General features: G+C 35.6%; 15 protein-coding genes. 14 read left to right on the forward strand and 1 reads right to left on the reverse strand.

Annotated features, from left to right (window positions below; genetic code table 11):
• Positions 1-181: 181 nt before the first annotated feature.
• The 11 genes from AY606_RS13000 (at position 182) to AY606_RS13055 (ending at position 10,191) form a co-directional block, all read left to right on the forward strand.
• Positions 182-1,924, forward strand: a complete 1,743-nt coding sequence (locus AY606_RS13000; RefSeq protein ID WP_067869604.1) for a helix-turn-helix domain-containing protein — start codon at positions 182-184, stop codon at positions 1,922-1,924.
• Positions 1,925-2,413: 489 nt separating this feature from the next.
• Complete coding sequence (locus AY606_RS13005; protein WP_067869422.1) at positions 2,414-3,415, forward strand: YagK/YfjJ domain-containing protein; 1,002 nt, start codon at positions 2,414-2,416, stop codon at positions 3,413-3,415.
• A 42-nt stretch (positions 3,416-3,457) separates the two neighbouring features.
• Positions 3,458-4,429 carry a hypothetical protein gene (locus AY606_RS13010; RefSeq protein ID WP_067869607.1) on the forward strand — a complete coding sequence of 324 codons (972 nt, stop codon included), beginning with the start codon at positions 3,458-3,460 and terminating at the stop codon, positions 4,427-4,429.
• Positions 4,430-5,023: 594 nt separating this feature from the next.
• Positions 5,024-5,284 (forward strand): hypothetical protein, encoded by a 261-nt coding sequence (locus AY606_RS13015; RefSeq protein WP_067869425.1) that lies wholly within the window; start codon positions 5,024-5,026, stop codon positions 5,282-5,284.
• An 18-nt stretch (positions 5,285-5,302) separates the two neighbouring features.
• On the forward strand, positions 5,303-5,872 hold the full coding sequence (locus tag AY606_RS13020) for a hypothetical protein (RefSeq protein WP_067869428.1): 570 nt from the start codon (positions 5,303-5,305) through the stop codon (positions 5,870-5,872).
• 11 nt (positions 5,873-5,883) lie between these two features.
• Complete coding sequence (locus AY606_RS13025; protein WP_067869431.1) at positions 5,884-6,264, forward strand: YajG family lipoprotein; 381 nt, start codon at positions 5,884-5,886, stop codon at positions 6,262-6,264.
• A gap of 120 nt (positions 6,265-6,384) precedes the next feature.
• Entirely contained in the window at positions 6,385-6,687 is a 303-nt protein-coding gene (locus AY606_RS13030; protein WP_067869435.1) for a hypothetical protein, read from the forward strand.
• Positions 6,688-6,760: 73 nt separating this feature from the next.
• On the forward strand, positions 6,761-7,807 hold the full coding sequence (locus AY606_RS13035) for a DUF932 domain-containing protein (RefSeq protein WP_067869438.1): 1,047 nt from the start codon (positions 6,761-6,763) through the stop codon (positions 7,805-7,807).
• Positions 7,808-8,001: 194 nt separating this feature from the next.
• Complete coding sequence (locus AY606_RS13040; RefSeq protein WP_067869440.1) at positions 8,002-8,232, forward strand: helix-turn-helix transcriptional regulator; 231 nt, start codon at positions 8,002-8,004, stop codon at positions 8,230-8,232.
• A 365-nt stretch (positions 8,233-8,597) separates the two neighbouring features.
• On the forward strand, positions 8,598-9,185 hold the full coding sequence (locus AY606_RS13050) for a class I SAM-dependent methyltransferase (RefSeq protein WP_067869445.1): 588 nt from the start codon (positions 8,598-8,600) through the stop codon (positions 9,183-9,185).
• Positions 9,178-10,191, forward strand: coding sequence for an HNH endonuclease (locus AY606_RS13055; protein WP_067869448.1), 1,014 nt, complete (start codon positions 9,178-9,180; stop codon positions 10,189-10,191). The genes AY606_RS13050 and AY606_RS13055 overlap by 8 nt, the downstream gene beginning before the upstream one ends.
• 4 nt (positions 10,192-10,195) lie before the next feature.
• Here the strand turns inward: AY606_RS13055 and AY606_RS13060 are convergent, their stop codons facing one another.
• Entirely contained in the window at positions 10,196-12,106 is a 1,911-nt protein-coding gene (locus AY606_RS13060) for a hypothetical protein (RefSeq protein ID WP_067869451.1), read from the reverse strand.
• A gap of 202 nt (positions 12,107-12,308) precedes the next feature.
• Between AY606_RS13060 and AY606_RS13065 the strand changes: the two genes are divergently transcribed.
• From AY606_RS13065 to AY606_RS13070, 3 genes are all read left to right on the forward strand, one after another.
• Positions 12,309-13,808, forward strand: coding sequence for an SEFIR domain-containing protein (locus tag AY606_RS13065; RefSeq protein WP_249409252.1), 1,500 nt, complete (start codon positions 12,309-12,311; stop codon positions 13,806-13,808).
• 9 nt (positions 13,809-13,817) lie between these two features.
• A complete protein-coding gene (locus AY606_RS16655) occupies positions 13,818-14,015 on the forward strand; it encodes a hypothetical protein (RefSeq protein WP_249409253.1) in 198 nt (65 codons plus the stop codon).
• A 69-nt stretch (positions 14,016-14,084) separates the two neighbouring features.
• Positions 14,085-18,443, forward strand: coding sequence for an NACHT domain-containing protein (locus tag AY606_RS13070; protein WP_249409254.1), 4,359 nt, complete (start codon positions 14,085-14,087; stop codon positions 18,441-18,443).
• The last annotated feature ends 7 nt before the right edge of the window (positions 18,444-18,450 follow it).

Raw genomic sequence — 18,450 nt, forward strand, 5'->3', positions numbered from 1 at the left:
TCAAAAATAAACATTAAGTAAATGTTAATTAAATGATAATTATAAAAATACCAATTATTAATTATCATTTTGTGCCTATCACGTTTAGTGTATGATACCTATGCCTGAGATATAGGTTAATTAAGTAGAGATTTTTATTGTGGATCGGAAGATTTCTGAGCAGCATTTCTTAACCCTATTTATGGCTTTTTATCAGAGGGTGGAGGGGCAACTTTCAGCCTACGCTGTTTGGGCGCTAATTACTTTTATAAGAAATTTTGGAGCTGAGAGTACATCATTACCGCTTGCCCAATTGGCTAAAGCTACTGGCATACAGACTAAAAAATTACGGGTTGTATTGAATGAATTAGAGCAGCATGGAATATTAAAAATAGATTTCCCTGAGACGGGAAAACGTGCCAGAGTCCGTCACTTACAGCTTAATCTTGCTTATATTGGCGATGATTTAATAATGTCTGTTAATAGCCTGGATAATACTATTATTAAAAGAATGTCTAGAAAATTTCCGTTATTAAAATTTATTGCACTTCTATTTATAAAAAGTGCTGAGATAAAAATCAGCAATTTACCTAAAAAAACAGAGACTGATTGCAATCTTGATTATCGAAGTTATCTTGTTTTATTGCGGTTAATTTATGGTGCAGATTCGTTTGGGATTGTTATAGGGTGTGGAATTGCTGAAATAGAGCGGGCAACAGGGTTAAACAAACAATCTATTTATCGGGCTATACAGCAGCTTAAACAATTCGGATTTATTCGATGTCAGGCAAATGGAGCAATTCGAAATAGTTTTATTCAGATAGAGTCTCCAATTTACGCTTTAAACCTTTCACATAAATTTTGGGGCGATGTTGCAATTTACGGTAAATTTTATATTTTAAAATACCCGCAGCCACATGCTTTTGAAGTCCAGAAGGTAGCCTCTATTTTTACTTTGCTTGATCAAAAGGGTGGCTTATTTTTAAACAATGAAAGCGAACATTCAGATGCTGGTTTGAATATTCTAAAACATAAAAATAACTATTTGCTGTGTGATCCTTTGTGTTGGATGAAGCCTGTTCTATATGAAAAGAATAATAATTTTAATGTAATACAGAGAGCGCAAGTCATGAAATTCTTCGATCATTATTTAGAATTAAAGCAATTGCATCCTGAGAATTCATTATCCACTGCTTTTAATTTAAAGCCTCATGAAAATATTCTGGATGATGAGGTGGCTTTAGACCGTTTAGAATCTACCAAGGCTATAAAACTCAGTGGAATGCATAACCGCTTAGGTCTTTTTCAAAGTTTACTTGAGCAGTGGTGCTGTCAGATCTATAGCCAGAATAAATCCTTTTTTAAAATGTTAAGAGATGCTAATCCAGTAGTAATTGATGATGAAAGTTTTGAACGTTTAGAGTGCATAGACTCTCTCTATCCGTATTCATTGCATGATAACCAAATCAAAATAATCAAAAAAGAAATGGAGTTAAAGAATGAATCGGATAAAACTCCATCGAGGATCGTAGCCAAATTAAAAGCAGAACAGTTCAGGGTTCATCAGTTTTTAATGGCTCTTATGGATCTCATTGCATACAACCAAATTTACTTTTTTCAGCAATGTATGACTAAATATTCCGCTATTGATAATACGACTAAGAGGGGGTTAGACCGAGTATTTGCTGAGGCAAGAGAAATAGTAAAGCCTTTTAGAATTCTACCTCGGTCGTTTATTCAGAACACGTACAGCTGTTGCTTTGTTCCTGATCAGGATGCAAAAGCGGACGAGTATTTCTTATGCGAATTGGAATTTCAAAAAGCATTGCAAGATGCGACTCCATTCGACTTTCCAGTACAGCAAATGACAGAAATATCGCCAACACTGGAAGAACTTAAAAATTATGGATTACTGCAGCATCGCTGTTTATCATTATTTGAGTAATACACATGCTTGATTTAGGTTTATAACTAAAATATTCAAAAAACATTTTTCTGACTTAACTATCGTAACGATGAAATATCTAAAAAGCCTAGCTTAGCCGAAGGTTTGGAAATCGTGCTGATCGGCTAGGCTATCATTATTGCTTTTGCGCTAAGACGGTTTTATCTATTATTTATATAGATAATTAATTACTATAGGGTTACTAATTACTATAGATACTAAGATAGATAATAAAACTATAAATACTAGATATATCAATACAATCACGATTACTCATGCACATAACAAGAACAATTAGGTATGTCCTACAGATCTGAATAGATATCCCAATATAAATGACGCTATTGATCAATAGTCCATGTAGGATCAGATCACTATTCGATACGTGTAAATATTGGATGATGTGTCCTTACACTAGATCAGGACGCCATTTAAAAAAATAAGTCGATTGCTTAACTATGACGTTAATCATAGTTAAGGAAATTCAACGTGTTCCCATTCAATTTAGATCATCAGGCAGGGGTGATGTATGCCATTCATACCTTTGTGGATGTATGTCTTAATTTTGATATGCCGAATGAAGCGTTCATTTTCAACCTAGAACACTTATGGTGTGCATTTGAAGCGTTTAAACAAGAAGGAATTGAGTACGCAGCATCGATTAGGGCGTTTGTTGCAGTCACTGAATACGTCAATAGTCAGCGTCGCATGCTTAATTTTGGTGAATATCTATCAGGGTTGCCTATAGGCGAAATTAAGGCATTAAGACGAATCCTGCATGCGCATCGAGGGGTGATACGTGAGGAGATCAAAAGCTTTACTAGACGGAAAGAATTGAATCGAGTGGCGTTACTTGAGGAGTTCGAAGGTGCAATTAAAGCCTATCATGAAGTATTGGTGATCAGGGTAGATTTATACTATTCCAAAGATCGTCTGATCGAAATTACCATACATGACTTCTATCAGCATGTCGGAAAACTACGTGATTTGATTACGGATAAGAATGGATATTTTGATGCACTTTTGACTTATGCGATTGCGCTGGAGCATGGAATAACCAAAGGCTTTCATGTGCATCTGGCATTGGTTATTAATGAGTCCAAATATCGCAACGATTATAATATTGCTAAATGGGTGATTGAAAAATGGCAGGAGATCACTCTTGGAAAAGGGTATGGATGGAATAACAACACGACAGAAAACAAAAAGAATTATCGCGATCAAGGTACTTTAGGGATTGGGATGATTCGTCGTACAGAGCCTGATCAAGGCAATAATGCTTTAAAAACCGTTGCATATCTCAGTGATCTTGAAAAATACAGGCAGACGTTATTGGTTAAACCACGAGGACGCAGAACCTTTTATAAAGGGGATTATCAGCATCATGGTCGCCCTATACCTGATACAGAGGAAAATAGAAGAATCAAAGAATGGAATGCACAGACTGCTTTAGCAAAGCTGGAAGAGGAGGTTTGGTTTAAAAAAATATGAATGTGCCAGTTCTATGAAATCAATTCATTCATAGGACAACACATGAGTAATTTAGCATTAGAGTTTACAGCTGCACGCTTAGAACAAAACATGATTGAGCATTACAAAAGACTCAAATTTGAGCGGGTTCCAGAAAGTGTTGAGTTCAACGATTATAAAAATTCTTTAAATCAGGAGTTAAAACAAAAACTTATGAGCTACTTTGATGATTGGCGTATCCTGATGGTGGCTTGTGGAGGGCAGCACAAGTTTTCATTTTGGGTGGATGCTTTTTATCGTGCTTATAGCAGTGTGTTACTGGAATCAGGTGCTCCATATTTTACAATGGAGGGTACTACCACAGCTTCTCATTACAATGATCAAGCATCTGCACATATTGATAAAATTTTGAAGCGTCTGAATAAGTTATTTAAAAGTGCAAGCTTTTTAGAACAACTTCAGCAGCATAATCAGCATTACATGAAGCAGATCGACAAAATTCGTGAATCCTATTGTGCGGTGAGTGAAATATATCCCAATGCTATTGATTTGAAATTTGAACTGAGTCTAGAAGGATTGCACAATCAATGGATTGATATCTCTGGGTGGAATAATTTGCTTTATCACTTTCAAAAGCAGCTCAGACAACTCTCTTGGTATAACGCCCAAGCCGTATTTACGTTTTATCAGGTTATTCGGGTTGATCAACGCTATATTGTGAAATTCTTTCTGACCCTAGACCCCTTATTGTATGGCGAACCTTCAGTGTATAGTCGAGAAATAGATATCTGGTGGAAAAGGGTAACTCAAAATAGGGGGATTTCGTTTTGTCCACTAGTAGACTTTCAGCAATATCAACATGAAGACGAATATCAACTAATTATCAAAAGGAATACTCAGGATCAAGTTTTAGACCCTTTAAGTGCCTTAGATGAGATGCCTGATCGAGAAACCAGTAGCGAAGGTTTAGCCAATAGAATCTGTGTTTATCCTAAAGGTTTTAAATGGTTTCACGGCGCACCCGTACGACGCTAAAAATTCATATTACATTCCTGTACTTGCTTGACGCATCTAAGATGCTCAGATTATCCTTAGCCTGCTGACCTACATCGTCAGTCGGTTTTGACAGACCGTTATCATCTAGCACATCAAAAAAGTAATTTTTTGGTGGCGAACTCGTTCGTCCCCCTTCGTTGCGGTAGGGCGAGGGAGGGACGCCTTGTGCGTGCCGGTTCCTAGATGACTGGTCTGTCAACCCTTTCTCGTTCTGCCACCATCATTTGACAGTGACTTGGTAGAACTTCTATATCATCTAGGAGTACGCCATGCGCTTACATCAATACCATCCCTTATTTTTCTCTTTTTCAGTATTTGTGCCGTTGGGTGATTAGACCTGATGCTGTGCAGTCAGTGCATAGCTGTGTCTATCGCTTTTTAAGAATAAAACTTTTTCAAATACATATTACCGATATGAAGATGAATCTCTAATGCTGTTTTGAGCTAAGTAGATCTGTACGCTTTATCGTCTATAAAAAATTCAAAAACTTAGATATTCATTCCAACCAATATTGCATGGGGGACACTGGATCTGCTGAAGACCAGTGATGCCTGTAAAAAGAGAAAATGACTATGTTAAAAACTTTCCTAAAAACTACCCTGATTTCATCACTACTTGCAGGTGCATCATGGGCGCAAGCAGGCTGGTTTGCGCAAGCCAGTGAAGCCTATTTTGTTCAGGCCCGAAATTTGGGTGGCGGGGTCTATCAGTGCATGTATAAAACCAATCCGGGCAATCGCGGCTGGCGGAATTTCACGGTGAACTTTCAGGGTGGCTGCCCGCGCTTCGTTCACTTTAATGCTCAGAATGGTCAAGTCTCTGTACCGAACTAAATGGTGGGGAGATTTGAGATGAACCAAAAAACCATATTGGCCTTAGCTGTTATTCTGGCTTTGACTATTGTGATTGTGTCCGGATTCTATTTTTTCAGTACTAAGCCGAATGTTCAGAAGCCTGTGCAAACAGCTGAAACCGCGGTGCGTGATATGCCGGTCTCAGAAGCTGCTGCTTCAGAAGGCATTCCTGCTGCGGAAGTTGATGGCATTGATGTGGAGGAATTGACTGCTGGAATTAAGCAACCAAGCTCTGTACAGCATCAACCTAAGCTGCTGAAATTTGAGCTGGATCAAAGCCTGAAAGCGACAGATACCTTGCTGTCCATGCTTCCTTATGCAGACCTACCTGAATTTGAACAGAAAAATGTAGATAAGTATCAGCAGCTCGTCTTTGCCAAAGCCTCTCAAGATACCGGTAAGCCCGTGAGCGGTTTTAGCTTGCAGGAACACGGCGCATTAGAGTCGGAACAGGCGGGCAACCGTTACTACGTCTATAAATTTGATAATGGCGCAGACTGTAAAATTCATCTGGTCAGTATTGATTTAGAGACAGGTGATTACGGCGTGAGCTACAACTACTGCTGAGGATAAATTTTATGAATACATTTTTTAAATCGATCCTGCTGGCAGTAACGGCTGCTGCAGGCATGATGCTGTCAGGGTGTAGTTCTAGCCTTGATCCTAATACTTTTACCGTTGAAATGAATGTAGTAGATACCAGCAACTGGTATGCGCAAAACCAAGCGGCAAATGTCATCACCATTCGTTCCAACAGTCCAGATCCGATTAATGTCACCAATGTGCTGATTAACAACGGTGAATGCAGTTATGAAGGCTATCGCAGATCGTTGGAGTATCCGCAGCATTTTAAAATGGGACTGCGTTTAAGGCTGAAATTAACTGGCTGCAGTTACGATAATGTCGTACGTGTCGATGTTGAAACAGAACAGGGAACAGCGAGCTATAGCTTTCAATAGCGGTTTTAAACACTAAACGACGAACTTAAATCTAAATCAAACCGTGTCCTCAATGGGCACGGTTTTTTTATGCCCTTAATTCAGCTCGTCGTACTCAATTCATTTCACAAGGAATATTCAATGTCCTTAATTCAATGCCCTTATTGTCAGTCCACTCATGTCAGACAGATGGATTCAAGTCATGCAAACGCCAACTATTTCGAACAACTGCAACGCTGTATTTCACCCACACAGATGGCGCTGTTCGGCATGCAGCTTGCCAAAAAAGCAGGATTTCCACCTTTTACAGGCGCAGCCATCGGTGTTGTTGTCGGTGGTGTATTGGTCATCGTCAGTCAGTACTGCTATGAAAAATATTATAGCAATGCAGAGCAGTATATCTGTCAGGACTGCCATCAGCATTTTGCTTGGGCCCAGTCTTAACAGAAGCAGATTTTACAGCTGATTATTTTTAAATATTTTAATTCAATCAATTATAGGTACAGGAATTAACACTATGGCACATCAAATTGAAAAAATGGCTTATGTCGGAGACACCCCTTGGCATGGTCTTGGCAATCAGCTCGCGCAAAACCAGCCGATTGAAGTCTGGGCGAAGCAGGCAGGCATGGATTGGCGTATTGAATCATCCAATGTCAGCTACATGGCACAAAATGAACGCGGGCAAAGCATCATCATGCCCTATGAAGAACAGCGCGTACTTTACCGCTCGGATACCCATGCACCTCTATCTGTGGTCAGTCAGCGTTATCAGGAAGTCCAGCCTGCTGAGGTATTGGAGTTCTACCGTGATCTAACTGAGCAATCAGGTTTTGAATTGGAAACAGCAGGCGTATTGAAAGGAGGTAAGAAATTCTGGGCTTTGGCTAAAACTGGGCAGACTACAGCACTTAAAGGCAGGGATGTCAGTAATGGTTATATCTTGCTGGCAACGGGTTGTGATGGAACACTAGCGACTACGGCGCAATTCACCTCAATCCGTGTAGTCTGCAACAATACTTTGGCGATTGCGTTAAAAGGACAAAACAGCAGTGCAGGCGTGGTCAAAGTCCCGCACAGCACTCGCTTTGATGCAGATAAGATCAAGCAGCAGTTGGGAATTTCTGTCCGAGCATGGGATGAACATATGTATGAAATGAAACAGCTCAGTCAGCGTAAAGTGACTCAAAGCGAAGCAGCAGCTTATTTTGATGCCGTGTTTAACAATATTAGCTTGAGTCCAGCGGAACAGGATGAAGGCATTATTCAATTCTACCGCAATGTCGCTACCCAAGCCAATTCAGCTACCAAAACTGACAAAAAGACGGAGCCGAATGGCCGTGCAATGTCTAAAGTCATGACTATGTTTAACGGGCATGGACGCGGGTCAGAACTGAGTTCAGCTAAAGATACCGCTTATGGTTTGTTATGCAGTATTACAGAATTTTCCGATCATGAACGTCGCGCCATGAGTCAGGATCATCGCCTAGATTCTGCATGGTTTGGTGCAGGTGCAGGACTCAAGCAGCGTGGGTTGGAACAGGCTTTACGCATGTTGTCGTAAAACGGGTCTAGCCTTGCTGCTCAGGACTTCAAATTTAAAAGTGGATTTGTGTAGGGTACTTAACTGTAATTGTGGGATGCATAAATACCGTGGATTAGATGGAAATGGACAACATAAGTTTCCGTAAAATTTTATGGGACTGCCCTATGATCTGAGCGAATACCCGCTCGCATCAATGATTAGGAGTAAACATCATGAATGCGTTCACAGGTCAGACATTTCAGATGAATCAAATTATTAATATTAAAGAAGTAATTCAATTTACAAGTATTAGTCGGGCAAAGATCTATGAAATGATCAATGTAGATTCAAAGTACTATGATTCAAGCTTTCCAAAACCCGTACGCTTAAGTGAATCACGTATTGGGTGGGTGGCTTGGGAAGTGAATCAGTGGATTGAAGATAAGATACAAAGTCGTGAATAAAATGGGAGCGAAAGCTCCCTTATTTCACACTTAATTTTTTATGCGCCACCAATAACAATTTCTTTTTTATCTGTAACTAGGTAATAACTGAGAGCAATTTTTTTAAAAAGTAGATTATGTTGACAATGAGAACATGGCTTAATTATAGAATAAAAAGGTGAGTCTTTATGTTGAGAAAGTTCATCCATGGCAGAGTTGAGGTAATCGTTATTGAGTTCATTTTTACATATAGGGCAAGCAGTCATCTTCTTTTAATCTTTAACTAATTGTCTTATATTAGTTTTTAATTAAATTTGTGGCAACCTTTGTTTATAATTTCTAGTACATGCTTATGGTGTACGTCTAAACTCTTTATATAAAAGATCATGAATAAAACTATCAACTATTACAATGAAAATGCTGATCAGTTCTTTGCAACAACTTATCAAGTTGATATGAGCAGTTTGTACCAATCATTTTTAAAATATCTACCAAGATACGCTTCTATTCTCGATCTGGGCTGCGGCTCAGGTCGAGATGCGTTAGCTTTTAAAAATTTTGGTCATCAGGTAGAGGCAATTGATTATTCAGAGGTGCTCGTTGCAAAAGCCAAACAGCTCACGGGAATCAATGTAAGACAGCAAAGCTTCTACGAGCTGGATGAGCGAGATAAATATGATGGGCTTTGGGCATGTGCGTCGTTGTTGCACTGTGAGCGTGAATGTTTAGCTGATGTGATGCTAAGATTATTAAAAGCACTTAAAGTGAATGGTGTCTTGTATATGTCATTTAAGTATGGCGATGGTGATCGAGAAAAAGATGGACGTGCATTTACGGATTTAAATGAACAGCAGGCGCAGGATTTGCTGGATCAGGTGATGGGCTTTCAATTATTAAAACAATGGATCACTGTAGATCAAAGACTGGACCGAGAAGAAAAGTGGTTAAACCTGCTGTGGAAAAAGCATGCTTAATTTAGTCCCAACTGCTCAAGAGCAATTAAAGTTTTTGAAAAATATTCAGCTGATTTTGCAATCTGGCAGTTTTAGTAGCACCTATAAGTTTGCTTTACTTATTAGCCTAAGCAGATTAGCTATTGAGAAGGGACAGGATTCAGGTGAAGGTCTAGCGCTAGAGTATGGGGATATTGCTGAGAAATTTATTGAGCTGTATTGGAAGCAAGCAGTTCCTTATACGTTTAATGAGGGCAGCAAGCTAATACTTAATCAGAATAATGGTAAACAAGCGGCAATTGTAAATAGAATCATTTCGCTGAGGCAGGCTTATGCATCACTCGGCTTGCTGCGCCGTGATTCCTTGGTATGGTTTAGTTTATTGAAAGATGTAGCAAGAACTGTAAAAGAAATGCCAGTGCGCTATCTGCAAAATATAAGCGGTCAAAATTTCGAATTCTTATATAGGCTTGAGAAGTGTGGAAAGCAGTTGATCCTTTTGCCGCAGGTTATGTATTGCTTAAGACAGTTCAGTGAAATTATTGAGGAGTTATGCCAGAAGCGCTGGATCGACTACATCCGTAAGAATAGCAACAATGCGCCAATTCTGAATAAATTGCCGAACCTCGAACAATTTATGTTTGAGCCCAACCGGAATCAGCTTAATGCAGTAGCCCATATTTTGGTAGAATTACAAGAGTGCAGATGCTTCTATTGCAATAAGTCAATGAAAAAAGGCAATTATGCCGTTGATCACTTTATACCGTGGTCTATGTATCCATCGGATACAGGGCATAATTTCGTGTTAGCAGATGCGAGTTGTAATTCTAAGAAGAGTAATTTTCTTGCCACAGATGAGTTTTTACATAAATGGCAGGAACGTAATCACACTCAGGATTTGGTCATTATAGATCGGATATCTGTACTGGGCTTTCTCACAGATAAGGATAGATCACATAAGGTTGCAGAATGGGCATATGCTCAAGCAGAAGAAAATGGCTATTTGCTATGGTCCAATAAGCTGTAAGTATCTACATATATGTCGAGTATCGATCTATAAACAGTTGATGGTCATAAAACTTTAAGAAAGGTTTAAGAGCCAAGTAAATATCTTCTTTCAACTTAATATCTATCCATGATTCATCCGAATAAATACATTCAGCCATAGCTCTGAAGATATGTTCAATTTCTTGGTTATTCATTAAAAACTCTTCATTTTTTACTCTTTTCTGAAGCGCTGTTAAAAGTTCTTTAAAATTTGAAAATTGTTCATTATAAAAATCAAGTTTTGATGAAATATATGAAAAATATCCCTTCGCATTTTCGACCAAAGGGATTAGGCATAGGTACAATTGAGCTATTTCATTGACAGTGAAATAGGCACGATTACTTTTAGGGGAAATATAAAAACTTTGTAGAACATCGATAGTCTTCAATATGCCTTGGGTTCGATAGTGGTGATCTTTTAATAATGAAAACTTACGAATATCTCTAATATAACCATAACTTTCTAAATCTTGAATATTTTGAACTTTTCTTGCGGAACTAAAGTAAAAAAACAAACTTTTCTTTCTATTCCAAGCAATTACTTTGGGAATGAGCTGGTTTATTAACCATTCAAATGATGTTTGACAAGGCCACCATTTTTCTTCAGATACAGGGATTTTGCTGAGAGGAGGTTGCCACAATAAAGTAAGTTCATCGGTATCATTGATGCCTTCTATATTTTCTGCCCAAAACATACCATGATAAACATCTTCTATAGGTTTTCCTCTTTCTCCAGTGTAAAGCTGTATGAAATTTCTAGATGCTGAAAAAATATGCCATTCAGTATTGCCTTTATCTACATCATGGGCATTCGTAAATTTAATCAGTAAGTCCCAAATTTCCTTCGGCAAAGCAAATAAGGCGATATAAGTTTGACCATGCCATGTAATAAAGGGAAAGTTATGAGAAGCCCATTCATTTTCAATTTTTTGTATTGCTGCTAGATAAGCTTGCGTGAGATTATCTGCGACCTCAATAAGTTGCTGTATAGCTGCATTAGGTAGGTTAAATCGACAATTTTGTAAATCAATGATCTCAGAGTGGGCTATATCTTTACCAACATAAAATGGTCTATAGCGAGAGTTGATAGGTTGTCCTAAGTTTCCTAAAAAATTTTCTAACATCCATTTATTTTCTAGAATAACACTTACCCCGTGAGCATCATGAGTTTTAATCGTAAGATTGGCAGAGCCGACATGGTTTTCTGTGGGTAAAAGAGCTGAAATTTCTACCCATTTTTTTTTAATTTTCCAAATACCATCTTCAGAATATGTTTCATCAAAGTCAGAATAATTTATTGAAGAAAAATGTAGAAATTCATCAGCGGCACCTCTATGGTTTTTGACTGGATCAATTAAGGCTTTATGTAGTGTTGAGATAAAGTGGGTTCTAAGCATCCATTCATTATAAAATCGGCTTTCTGGTGCCATCGGAAAGAATTTGCTGACAATATCTGGATAAGGTTGAGATTTTATTGTTAGCGTTACGCCAGTCCATAGTTCTGCCTCAATTCCTAAGCAATGTAGTTCATGATGAATTTCATCCCATTTTTTTCGAATATTTCTTGGTAAATCTTCTTGGGCAAGGATAATGACATATTTTTTTATATTAGAGATTAAGTCATTTTGCTTGAACTTTTTTACAGTGTTGCCTAATTCTTGAGTCGATAATTTTTTCCAACATTTACATTCATATGCAGCAAGTTTGTTAGAGGATTTCACAATATTTGCGCATATATCAAGTCCTCCTTGGTAGTACCCATTGCCTGCTATTCGATGAACATTTGTCAATTCTTTATCTTTATATAGCAACCATTCGCAATATTGCTCAAATTGTTCACTTGAAAGTTGCGAGAATGGTAAAGTTGTAGCATCAAACGGGATGTAATTTTTCATAAATTAAAATTAAGTCGATTAAATTTTACTTTTGAGTATTAAATTTTAAAGACCATCATATTTTATTTTCAACGGATTCTAAACTATTTTAAATCCTAATTATTTGATAGTGCTTATAACTTAAGTTTAAAAATTAACGACTTCTATAATCTATTGAATACTATTGTTTATTTAATTGTTTTTGCGCTTAAAGAATAGTAAGTTGATTGAAGTTTGGATAAAAAGAGAAAAATTTTTCATGTCTGCGCCAAAGTTATTTATTTCCTATAGTTGGACTTCTACTGAGCATGAGGATTGGGTTCTGAGGTTAGCTCATGATTTAACAGAGTCAGGTGTAGATGTTAAATTTGATAAATGGGATTTAAAAGAAGGGCAAGATCCTTATTACTTTATGGAACAAATGGTTGCAGATGAGACTATTGCTAAAGTCATTATGATTTGTGATCAAAAATATAAAAGTCGAGCTGATGACAGGGAAAAAGGGGTTGGTATTGAAACGCAGATTATTTCTTCAAAAATTTATAATGAGGTTAAGCAAACGAAATTTGTAGCTGTTATTGCAGAGGTTGATGATAACGGGAACCCTTTTATACCAGTATATTACTCGGGAAGAATCCATATTGATTTGAGTAATGATGATAAATATACGCAAAATTTTGAACAGTTAATACGATGGGTATTTGATAAACCCTTGCATCAAAGACCACAGCTAGGTAAGCCACCACAATATATTTTAGAAGAAAAAGTTTCTTTGCTTGGGATTGATGCACTAGCAAGGCGATGTATAGATTTGCTCAAGAGAGGAAAGCCCAATGCTCAAGGAGCGATAAATGAATATTTTGATACATTATTAGAGAATTTAAATAGATTTAAATTAGAGTATTCTGATGATTTAGAACCAGTTGATCATGCAACATTAATTTTTAATAGAATTGAAGAGTTTAAGCAACCTCTAGAACAAATTATTAGAGTGCTATATACAATCGCTTCACATGCTGCAACTGAGGATAGTATGTTAACTCTTCATCGTTTTTTTGAGGGAATGTCACAATATTTCTATCCAGATTCAAATGGAAAAACGAGCTATAGCTATAGAGAGTGGGATTTTGATTTTTATAAATTTATTGCACATGAACTATTTCTCTATACATTAGCAATTTTTATAAAAATGGAAAAATTCTCTATAATTTCATTTTTACTAAACCACCCTTATTATTGTTATAGGGGATCTAGCCGATCAAAAAAGATCAAGCAATTTGACTTTTTAAATGAAGATATTGAATCTCTTAAATTTTACTTTTCAGAAGTTGAGGGGAAAAACTGGTATTCATCATTTGCTGAGCTTATTAAAAGAAGATTTTCAATAAAATTTATAGGACTGGATCGTTTATGTCAGGCAGACTTTATTTGTTATTTAAATTTGATGTCTAAAAATATAGAAAGTAGTCGTTATGATTATTGGAATCCGACCTTGCAGCTATATCATGATGGACATGATTCTTATGAAATTTTTGCCAAATCTATTTCAAAGAAATACTGTGAAAAAATACTGCCATTATTAAATATTAATGCAACTTCTAATTTAAAAGAGTTATTGGAAAAACTATCTAATAATCCAGATATGATTCCAAGAGTAGGAGAATGGGGGAAGTTACCTATTAAGCGATTGTCCAATTATGACCTACTTTTAACCTTACCTTAATTTTTAGATATGCCAGAATTAAATTTTTCAAATATAAGAACTTTTGACGGTAGTAAAGATGGTGGATTTGAAGAGTTGATCTGCCAGTTGGCTCATCTGTGTCCTCCCGCAAATGCTCGAACCTTTGAAAGGAAAGAGGGGGCTGGTGGAGATGCTGGTGTAGAGTGTTATTGGATACTTGATGATGGTACAGAACATGCTTGGTAGGCTAAATACTTTTTAGAGAATATTGATGATTCTCAATGGACTCAAATTAGTGATTCAGTTTTAACAGCATTGGATAAACATCCCAATATCACAAATTATTATGTTTGTATTCCTCAAGATTTACCAGATAGCCGAAAAATGGGGCGTGGAGGAAAGCAGGTCGTAAGTGCCAGAGATAAATGGAATATTCATTGCAATAAATGGGAAAAGGAAGCTCTAAAAAGAAATATGCAGGTAAATTTCCATTTTTGGGGGAAGCATGAAATTTTATTAATGTTAAGCCAACGGGATAATCCATTGTTTAATGGACGAGCAAGATATTGGTTTGATGAATTAATCCTAACTAAAGATATTTTTGAAAAAATCATTAACAGGTCTAGGTTTTCCTTAGGTGATCGTTTTACGCCAGAATTTCATGTGGATCTACCTATAGCTAAAATATTTGAGGGCTTAGGACGAACAAAAGAATATACAGAATTATTGAACTATAATGTGTATGAGTGGCTTTCCATAGTTGGTGAGGTTGAAAAATCTATTTTACGTTTGGAAAGTTGTGATAAAAATTATTTTAAATATTTAGTTGAAAATATAAGTTATCAAGATAAATGGAATTTAATAAATACTACTATTAAAGACCTAAAAAATAGTTTGAAAAATAAAGATTGGTTCTCTAAGTTAGAGATATATGTTTCAGTATTGACTGAAATTCAAGAATTTTGTTCTGAACTTGTTAAAATTTATCATATTGCTTCTGATTATAAAAAAACTGTAGAAACCGTAAGAATACATCAAAGTGATATTTATAAATTTAGTGATATAACAAATAAACTATTGAATTTTCTTATAGATAAAATTACTCAAGCTGCTTATACAAGGCAGTTTTTATTACATGGTGATGCTGGGAATGGTAAGTCTCATATGTTGTGTGATATTGCTTTAACGAGAATGGGTAAGGGATTATCTACAGTATTTATGTTAGGGCAGCATTACCAAGGTGGTAATCCATTAGATTTTTTAAAAAGAGAATTAGATTTAGCAACAATAGATGATAGTACACTTTTAGGAGCATTGGATGCTTGTGGAGAAGCAGATAAGTCTAATCTTCTGATTATAATTGATGCAATTAATGAGGGGCGGTTTAGTCGAGATTGGAATGACTGGTTGATCAGCTTTTTTCATCAAATTAGCCAATATCCACATATAAGTATAGTTGTCAGTTGTAGATCTACCTATCTTAATTATATATTTCCTGAAGATTTAAGAAGTAATATTACTCAACAAGAACACAATGGATTTAAAGGGTTTGAACATAGAGCTGCTTCGATTTATCTAAATAGACAGGGGATTGTTAAGCCATCTGTACCTATATTAGCTCCTGAGTACACGAATCCCCTTTTTCTTAAGACATGCTGTAAAGCAATAAAACAAGCAGGTCTGAGTGAGTTTCCTAAAGGGTTACATGGAATAGTAAATATTTTTGAGTTTTATATTCAAAGTGCTCAAAATAAGATTTCTAAAGTTAAGGGATATAGACCGCATGAAAAGGTTGTTTATAATGCCTTACTGCGGTTAGCAGAAAAACTCTTTCCAGAAAATGTTTATGGGTTAAAATTTGAAGAAGCATTTGAATTAATTAATAGTGTAGACTCGCGTAATGGTTCAGGTGAATATTTATATGATTTGATGCTAGAAGAAGGGCTGATATCTGAAGATATTGAGTATAATAGAGCAGATGGTCAAACGAATTCTGATGTGGTGGTTCGTTTTACTTTTGAAAGGTTTAGTGATTACTTAATTGCTATTAGTATAATGGCTGGCATACAAAGTATTCCTGAACTAGAAGCAGCACTTTATGAAAATTATAACTTTCAACTTCTAAAATCAAAACAGAACAGCTTTAAATTTTTAGGCATCTGGTCTGCACTTAATATTATCATAGCTGATAAATTTAAAACTGAGTTGATTGACCATTTTCCTATTGAAACTCTAAACTATTATTTTTTCGAAGAGATTTTTGTTAAGACTCTAATAAGTCGAAGCACAAGTTCATTCACTGATAGAACAATAGAAATTTTTAACCAAATTCCTAATAAGTGTTATGAAAATCATAGGATAAATATTTTATTTGCATTAGCAACAGAACCTACTCATAAATTGAATGCAGTTTTCTTAAATGATTGGCTTAAAAATATGTCTCTCTCTTCAAGAGATTCTTATTGGTCAACTTATGTGGCATATGCTGATGAAGTTGAAGAGGAACATGAAACAGAGTCCAACCTTAGAGCATTAATCGAATGGGCTTTGAGTAAAGAGATTTCTTTAGCAGAAGAAGAACGTCTATACCTATGTTCTATAACATTAACTTGGATAACATCAACTACAAATAGAAAGTTACGAGATGAAGTAACTAAGGCAGTTGCCCATTTACTATGCTTTATTCCAGAGGAAATAATCTTATTTCTTGAAAACTTCTATGAAATAAATGATCCTTATATTAATGAAAGAGTTTACGCTATTGTCTATGGGGTCTTAACAAATCTTCAAAATAACTCTTATACATCTAAAATAAGCCAATGGATTTTTGAACATCACTTCAAAGATAAATATCCATATCCACATATTCTATTAAGGGACTATATTGTCAGTATATTGCTGTATGCAGAACATAAAAAAAGTCTTCCTACTGATATAAAAAGGGAATCTTTTTTACCACCTTATAAGCAGAAATGGGCTTTAAACGACCCTATTGATGTCCTGAATATTGCTGATCAAGATAAAAATGAGATTTATTACTCTGTTATGAGTTCTATGTCAGATTTTTACTGCTACAGTATGAGAGCTATTGATGAAGTTACTTGTACTGAATTAGATATAGAGGATATGAGGGTAGGATTAGATGAGAAAATAAAATTTGCAAAAGAATTACCTGCAAATTTAGCTACTGAGTTGGAAGCTTTGATTTTGGAAGAAGCAGATTATCTTTTGATGAAAAAATTAGAAGAATCTAAATTATGGAAATCTTTAAATTTTGATAAAATTTTGGAAGAAATTTCTAATAATAGAACAAAGCAGATTGCTCTTGATCCAAATCCAGAACCTAATGAAATTATTAATTTTAATAAAAATAATGAGAAAACAAAAATACAATTATTTTTAGAAAATAACAAAGATAAATTGAATTCATTGCAACAAATTAGAGCTAAATGGATATTTAAATTATCTAATTTCGAAATTGTAATGCAATCAAAAAAGCAAGCACAGCGATGGATTTATTTTAGAGCAATGCAACTTGGTTGGAATAATGAACTATTTGAATCATTTGATAGAAACTTACCTTCTAGTGGAGGAAGTAGACCTTTGATAGAGCGAATCGGTAAAAAATATCAATGGATTGCTTATCATGAATATTTAGCCTATCTAACAGATAGCTTCCAAGTGAAGCCTGATAATCATTTCCTTGAAGCGGTTTCTACTGATTATCTTGGTAGTTGGCAATTGGGTGTAAGAGATATCGATCCAACATTATTGATTAGAAGAACAGGAGATGATGGTTGGTCAGTAAATAACACTAATACATGGTGGCAACCAATTTCAATAAAATTTGCTATGAGTGATAAAATAAATGAATTACAGGAATGGCTTTGGACTGAAAAGAACTTACCGCAGTTTAATAATGCTCTTATAGTAAAAGATGAGTGCGATATAAATTGGTATGCTTTAGCAGGCTTTGTAAAGTTTAGAAAAGAACCAAAATTGGACAAAGATAAAATTCCATATCAAGATTTCTGGTATAGAATTAATCCGGTTTTGATATCTAATCAATGTTTTTCTGAATTTAAACAAAAAATTTTGGGGCAGGAGCTTTGTAATCCTGATTTAATTGAAACGCTTCGAATTGGATATCACTCTTTTCTAGGTGAGCATTGTTGGCATCCTTGTGTAGATGATTATCTAAAGGATTTATCAGACGGTTTTGGATGTAGATTGAATCAGATAGAAGAAAAATTAGAAGCCTTTTCTCCAATTTCAAAATATGAATATGAGAGTAGTACTAATGATGCTTCTGTTAAAGAAGGTATAAACTTTTTTCTTCCTTCACCACAATTGATTCATTCATTAGGTTTAAAGAGAAAAGCTTTGTCTGTTAATAATTGGGTTGATTCTTCAGGTCGAATTATTTTTCAAGATCCAAGTGTTGATGAAAGTGGTTCAAGCTTTGCTTTGTGCAGAAAAGATATCCTTGATAATTGGTTGGAAAAAAATGATTATCGAGTGGTTTGGTTAATAGGAGGTGATAAGAAAGTTTTAACGGAATTTAATCATGATTTTTATGGGCGCTTAAATTTTAATGGTTTTTTTTCAGTAGAAAAAAATATTATAGATGGTAATGTTTGGACAACAAAGACTAAACCTAATAAGGATAATTAACTAGTTG

Origin of the sequence: Acinetobacter sp. SFB (assembly GCF_001647545.1) — a bacterium.
Taxonomy (GTDB): domain Bacteria; phylum Pseudomonadota; class Gammaproteobacteria; order Pseudomonadales; family Moraxellaceae; genus Acinetobacter.

Bases quoted from the DNA above. Each gene is read 5' to 3' on its own strand.
- AY606_RS13035 (WP_067869438.1), top strand. From the start codon at position 6,761: ATGGCACATCAAATTGAAAAAATGGCTTATGTCGGAGACACCCCTTGG.
- AY606_RS13055 (WP_067869448.1), top strand. From the start codon at position 9,178: ATGCTTAATTTAGTCCCAACTGCTCAAGAGCAATTAAAGTTTTTGAAA.
- AY606_RS13020 (WP_067869428.1), top strand. From the start codon at position 5,303: ATGAACCAAAAAACCATATTGGCCTTAGCTGTTATTCTGGCTTTGACT.
- AY606_RS13015 (WP_067869425.1), top strand. From the start codon at position 5,024: ATGTTAAAAACTTTCCTAAAAACTACCCTGATTTCATCACTACTTGCA.
- AY606_RS13040 (WP_067869440.1), top strand. From the start codon at position 8,002: ATGAATGCGTTCACAGGTCAGACATTTCAGATGAATCAAATTATTAAT.
- AY606_RS16655 (WP_249409253.1), top strand. From the start codon at position 13,818: ATGCCAGAATTAAATTTTTCAAATATAAGAACTTTTGACGGTAGTAAA.
- AY606_RS13000 (WP_067869604.1), top strand. From the start codon at position 182: ATGGCTTTTTATCAGAGGGTGGAGGGGCAACTTTCAGCCTACGCTGTT.
- AY606_RS13025 (WP_067869431.1), top strand. From the start codon at position 5,884: ATGAATACATTTTTTAAATCGATCCTGCTGGCAGTAACGGCTGCTGCA.
- AY606_RS13060 (WP_067869451.1), bottom strand. From the start codon at position 12,106: ATGAAAAATTACATCCCGTTTGATGCTACAACTTTACCATTCTCGCAA.
- AY606_RS13030 (WP_067869435.1), top strand. From the start codon at position 6,385: ATGTCCTTAATTCAATGCCCTTATTGTCAGTCCACTCATGTCAGACAG.
- AY606_RS13010 (WP_067869607.1), top strand. From the start codon at position 3,458: ATGAGTAATTTAGCATTAGAGTTTACAGCTGCACGCTTAGAACAAAAC.
- AY606_RS13050 (WP_067869445.1), top strand. From the start codon at position 8,598: ATGAATAAAACTATCAACTATTACAATGAAAATGCTGATCAGTTCTTT.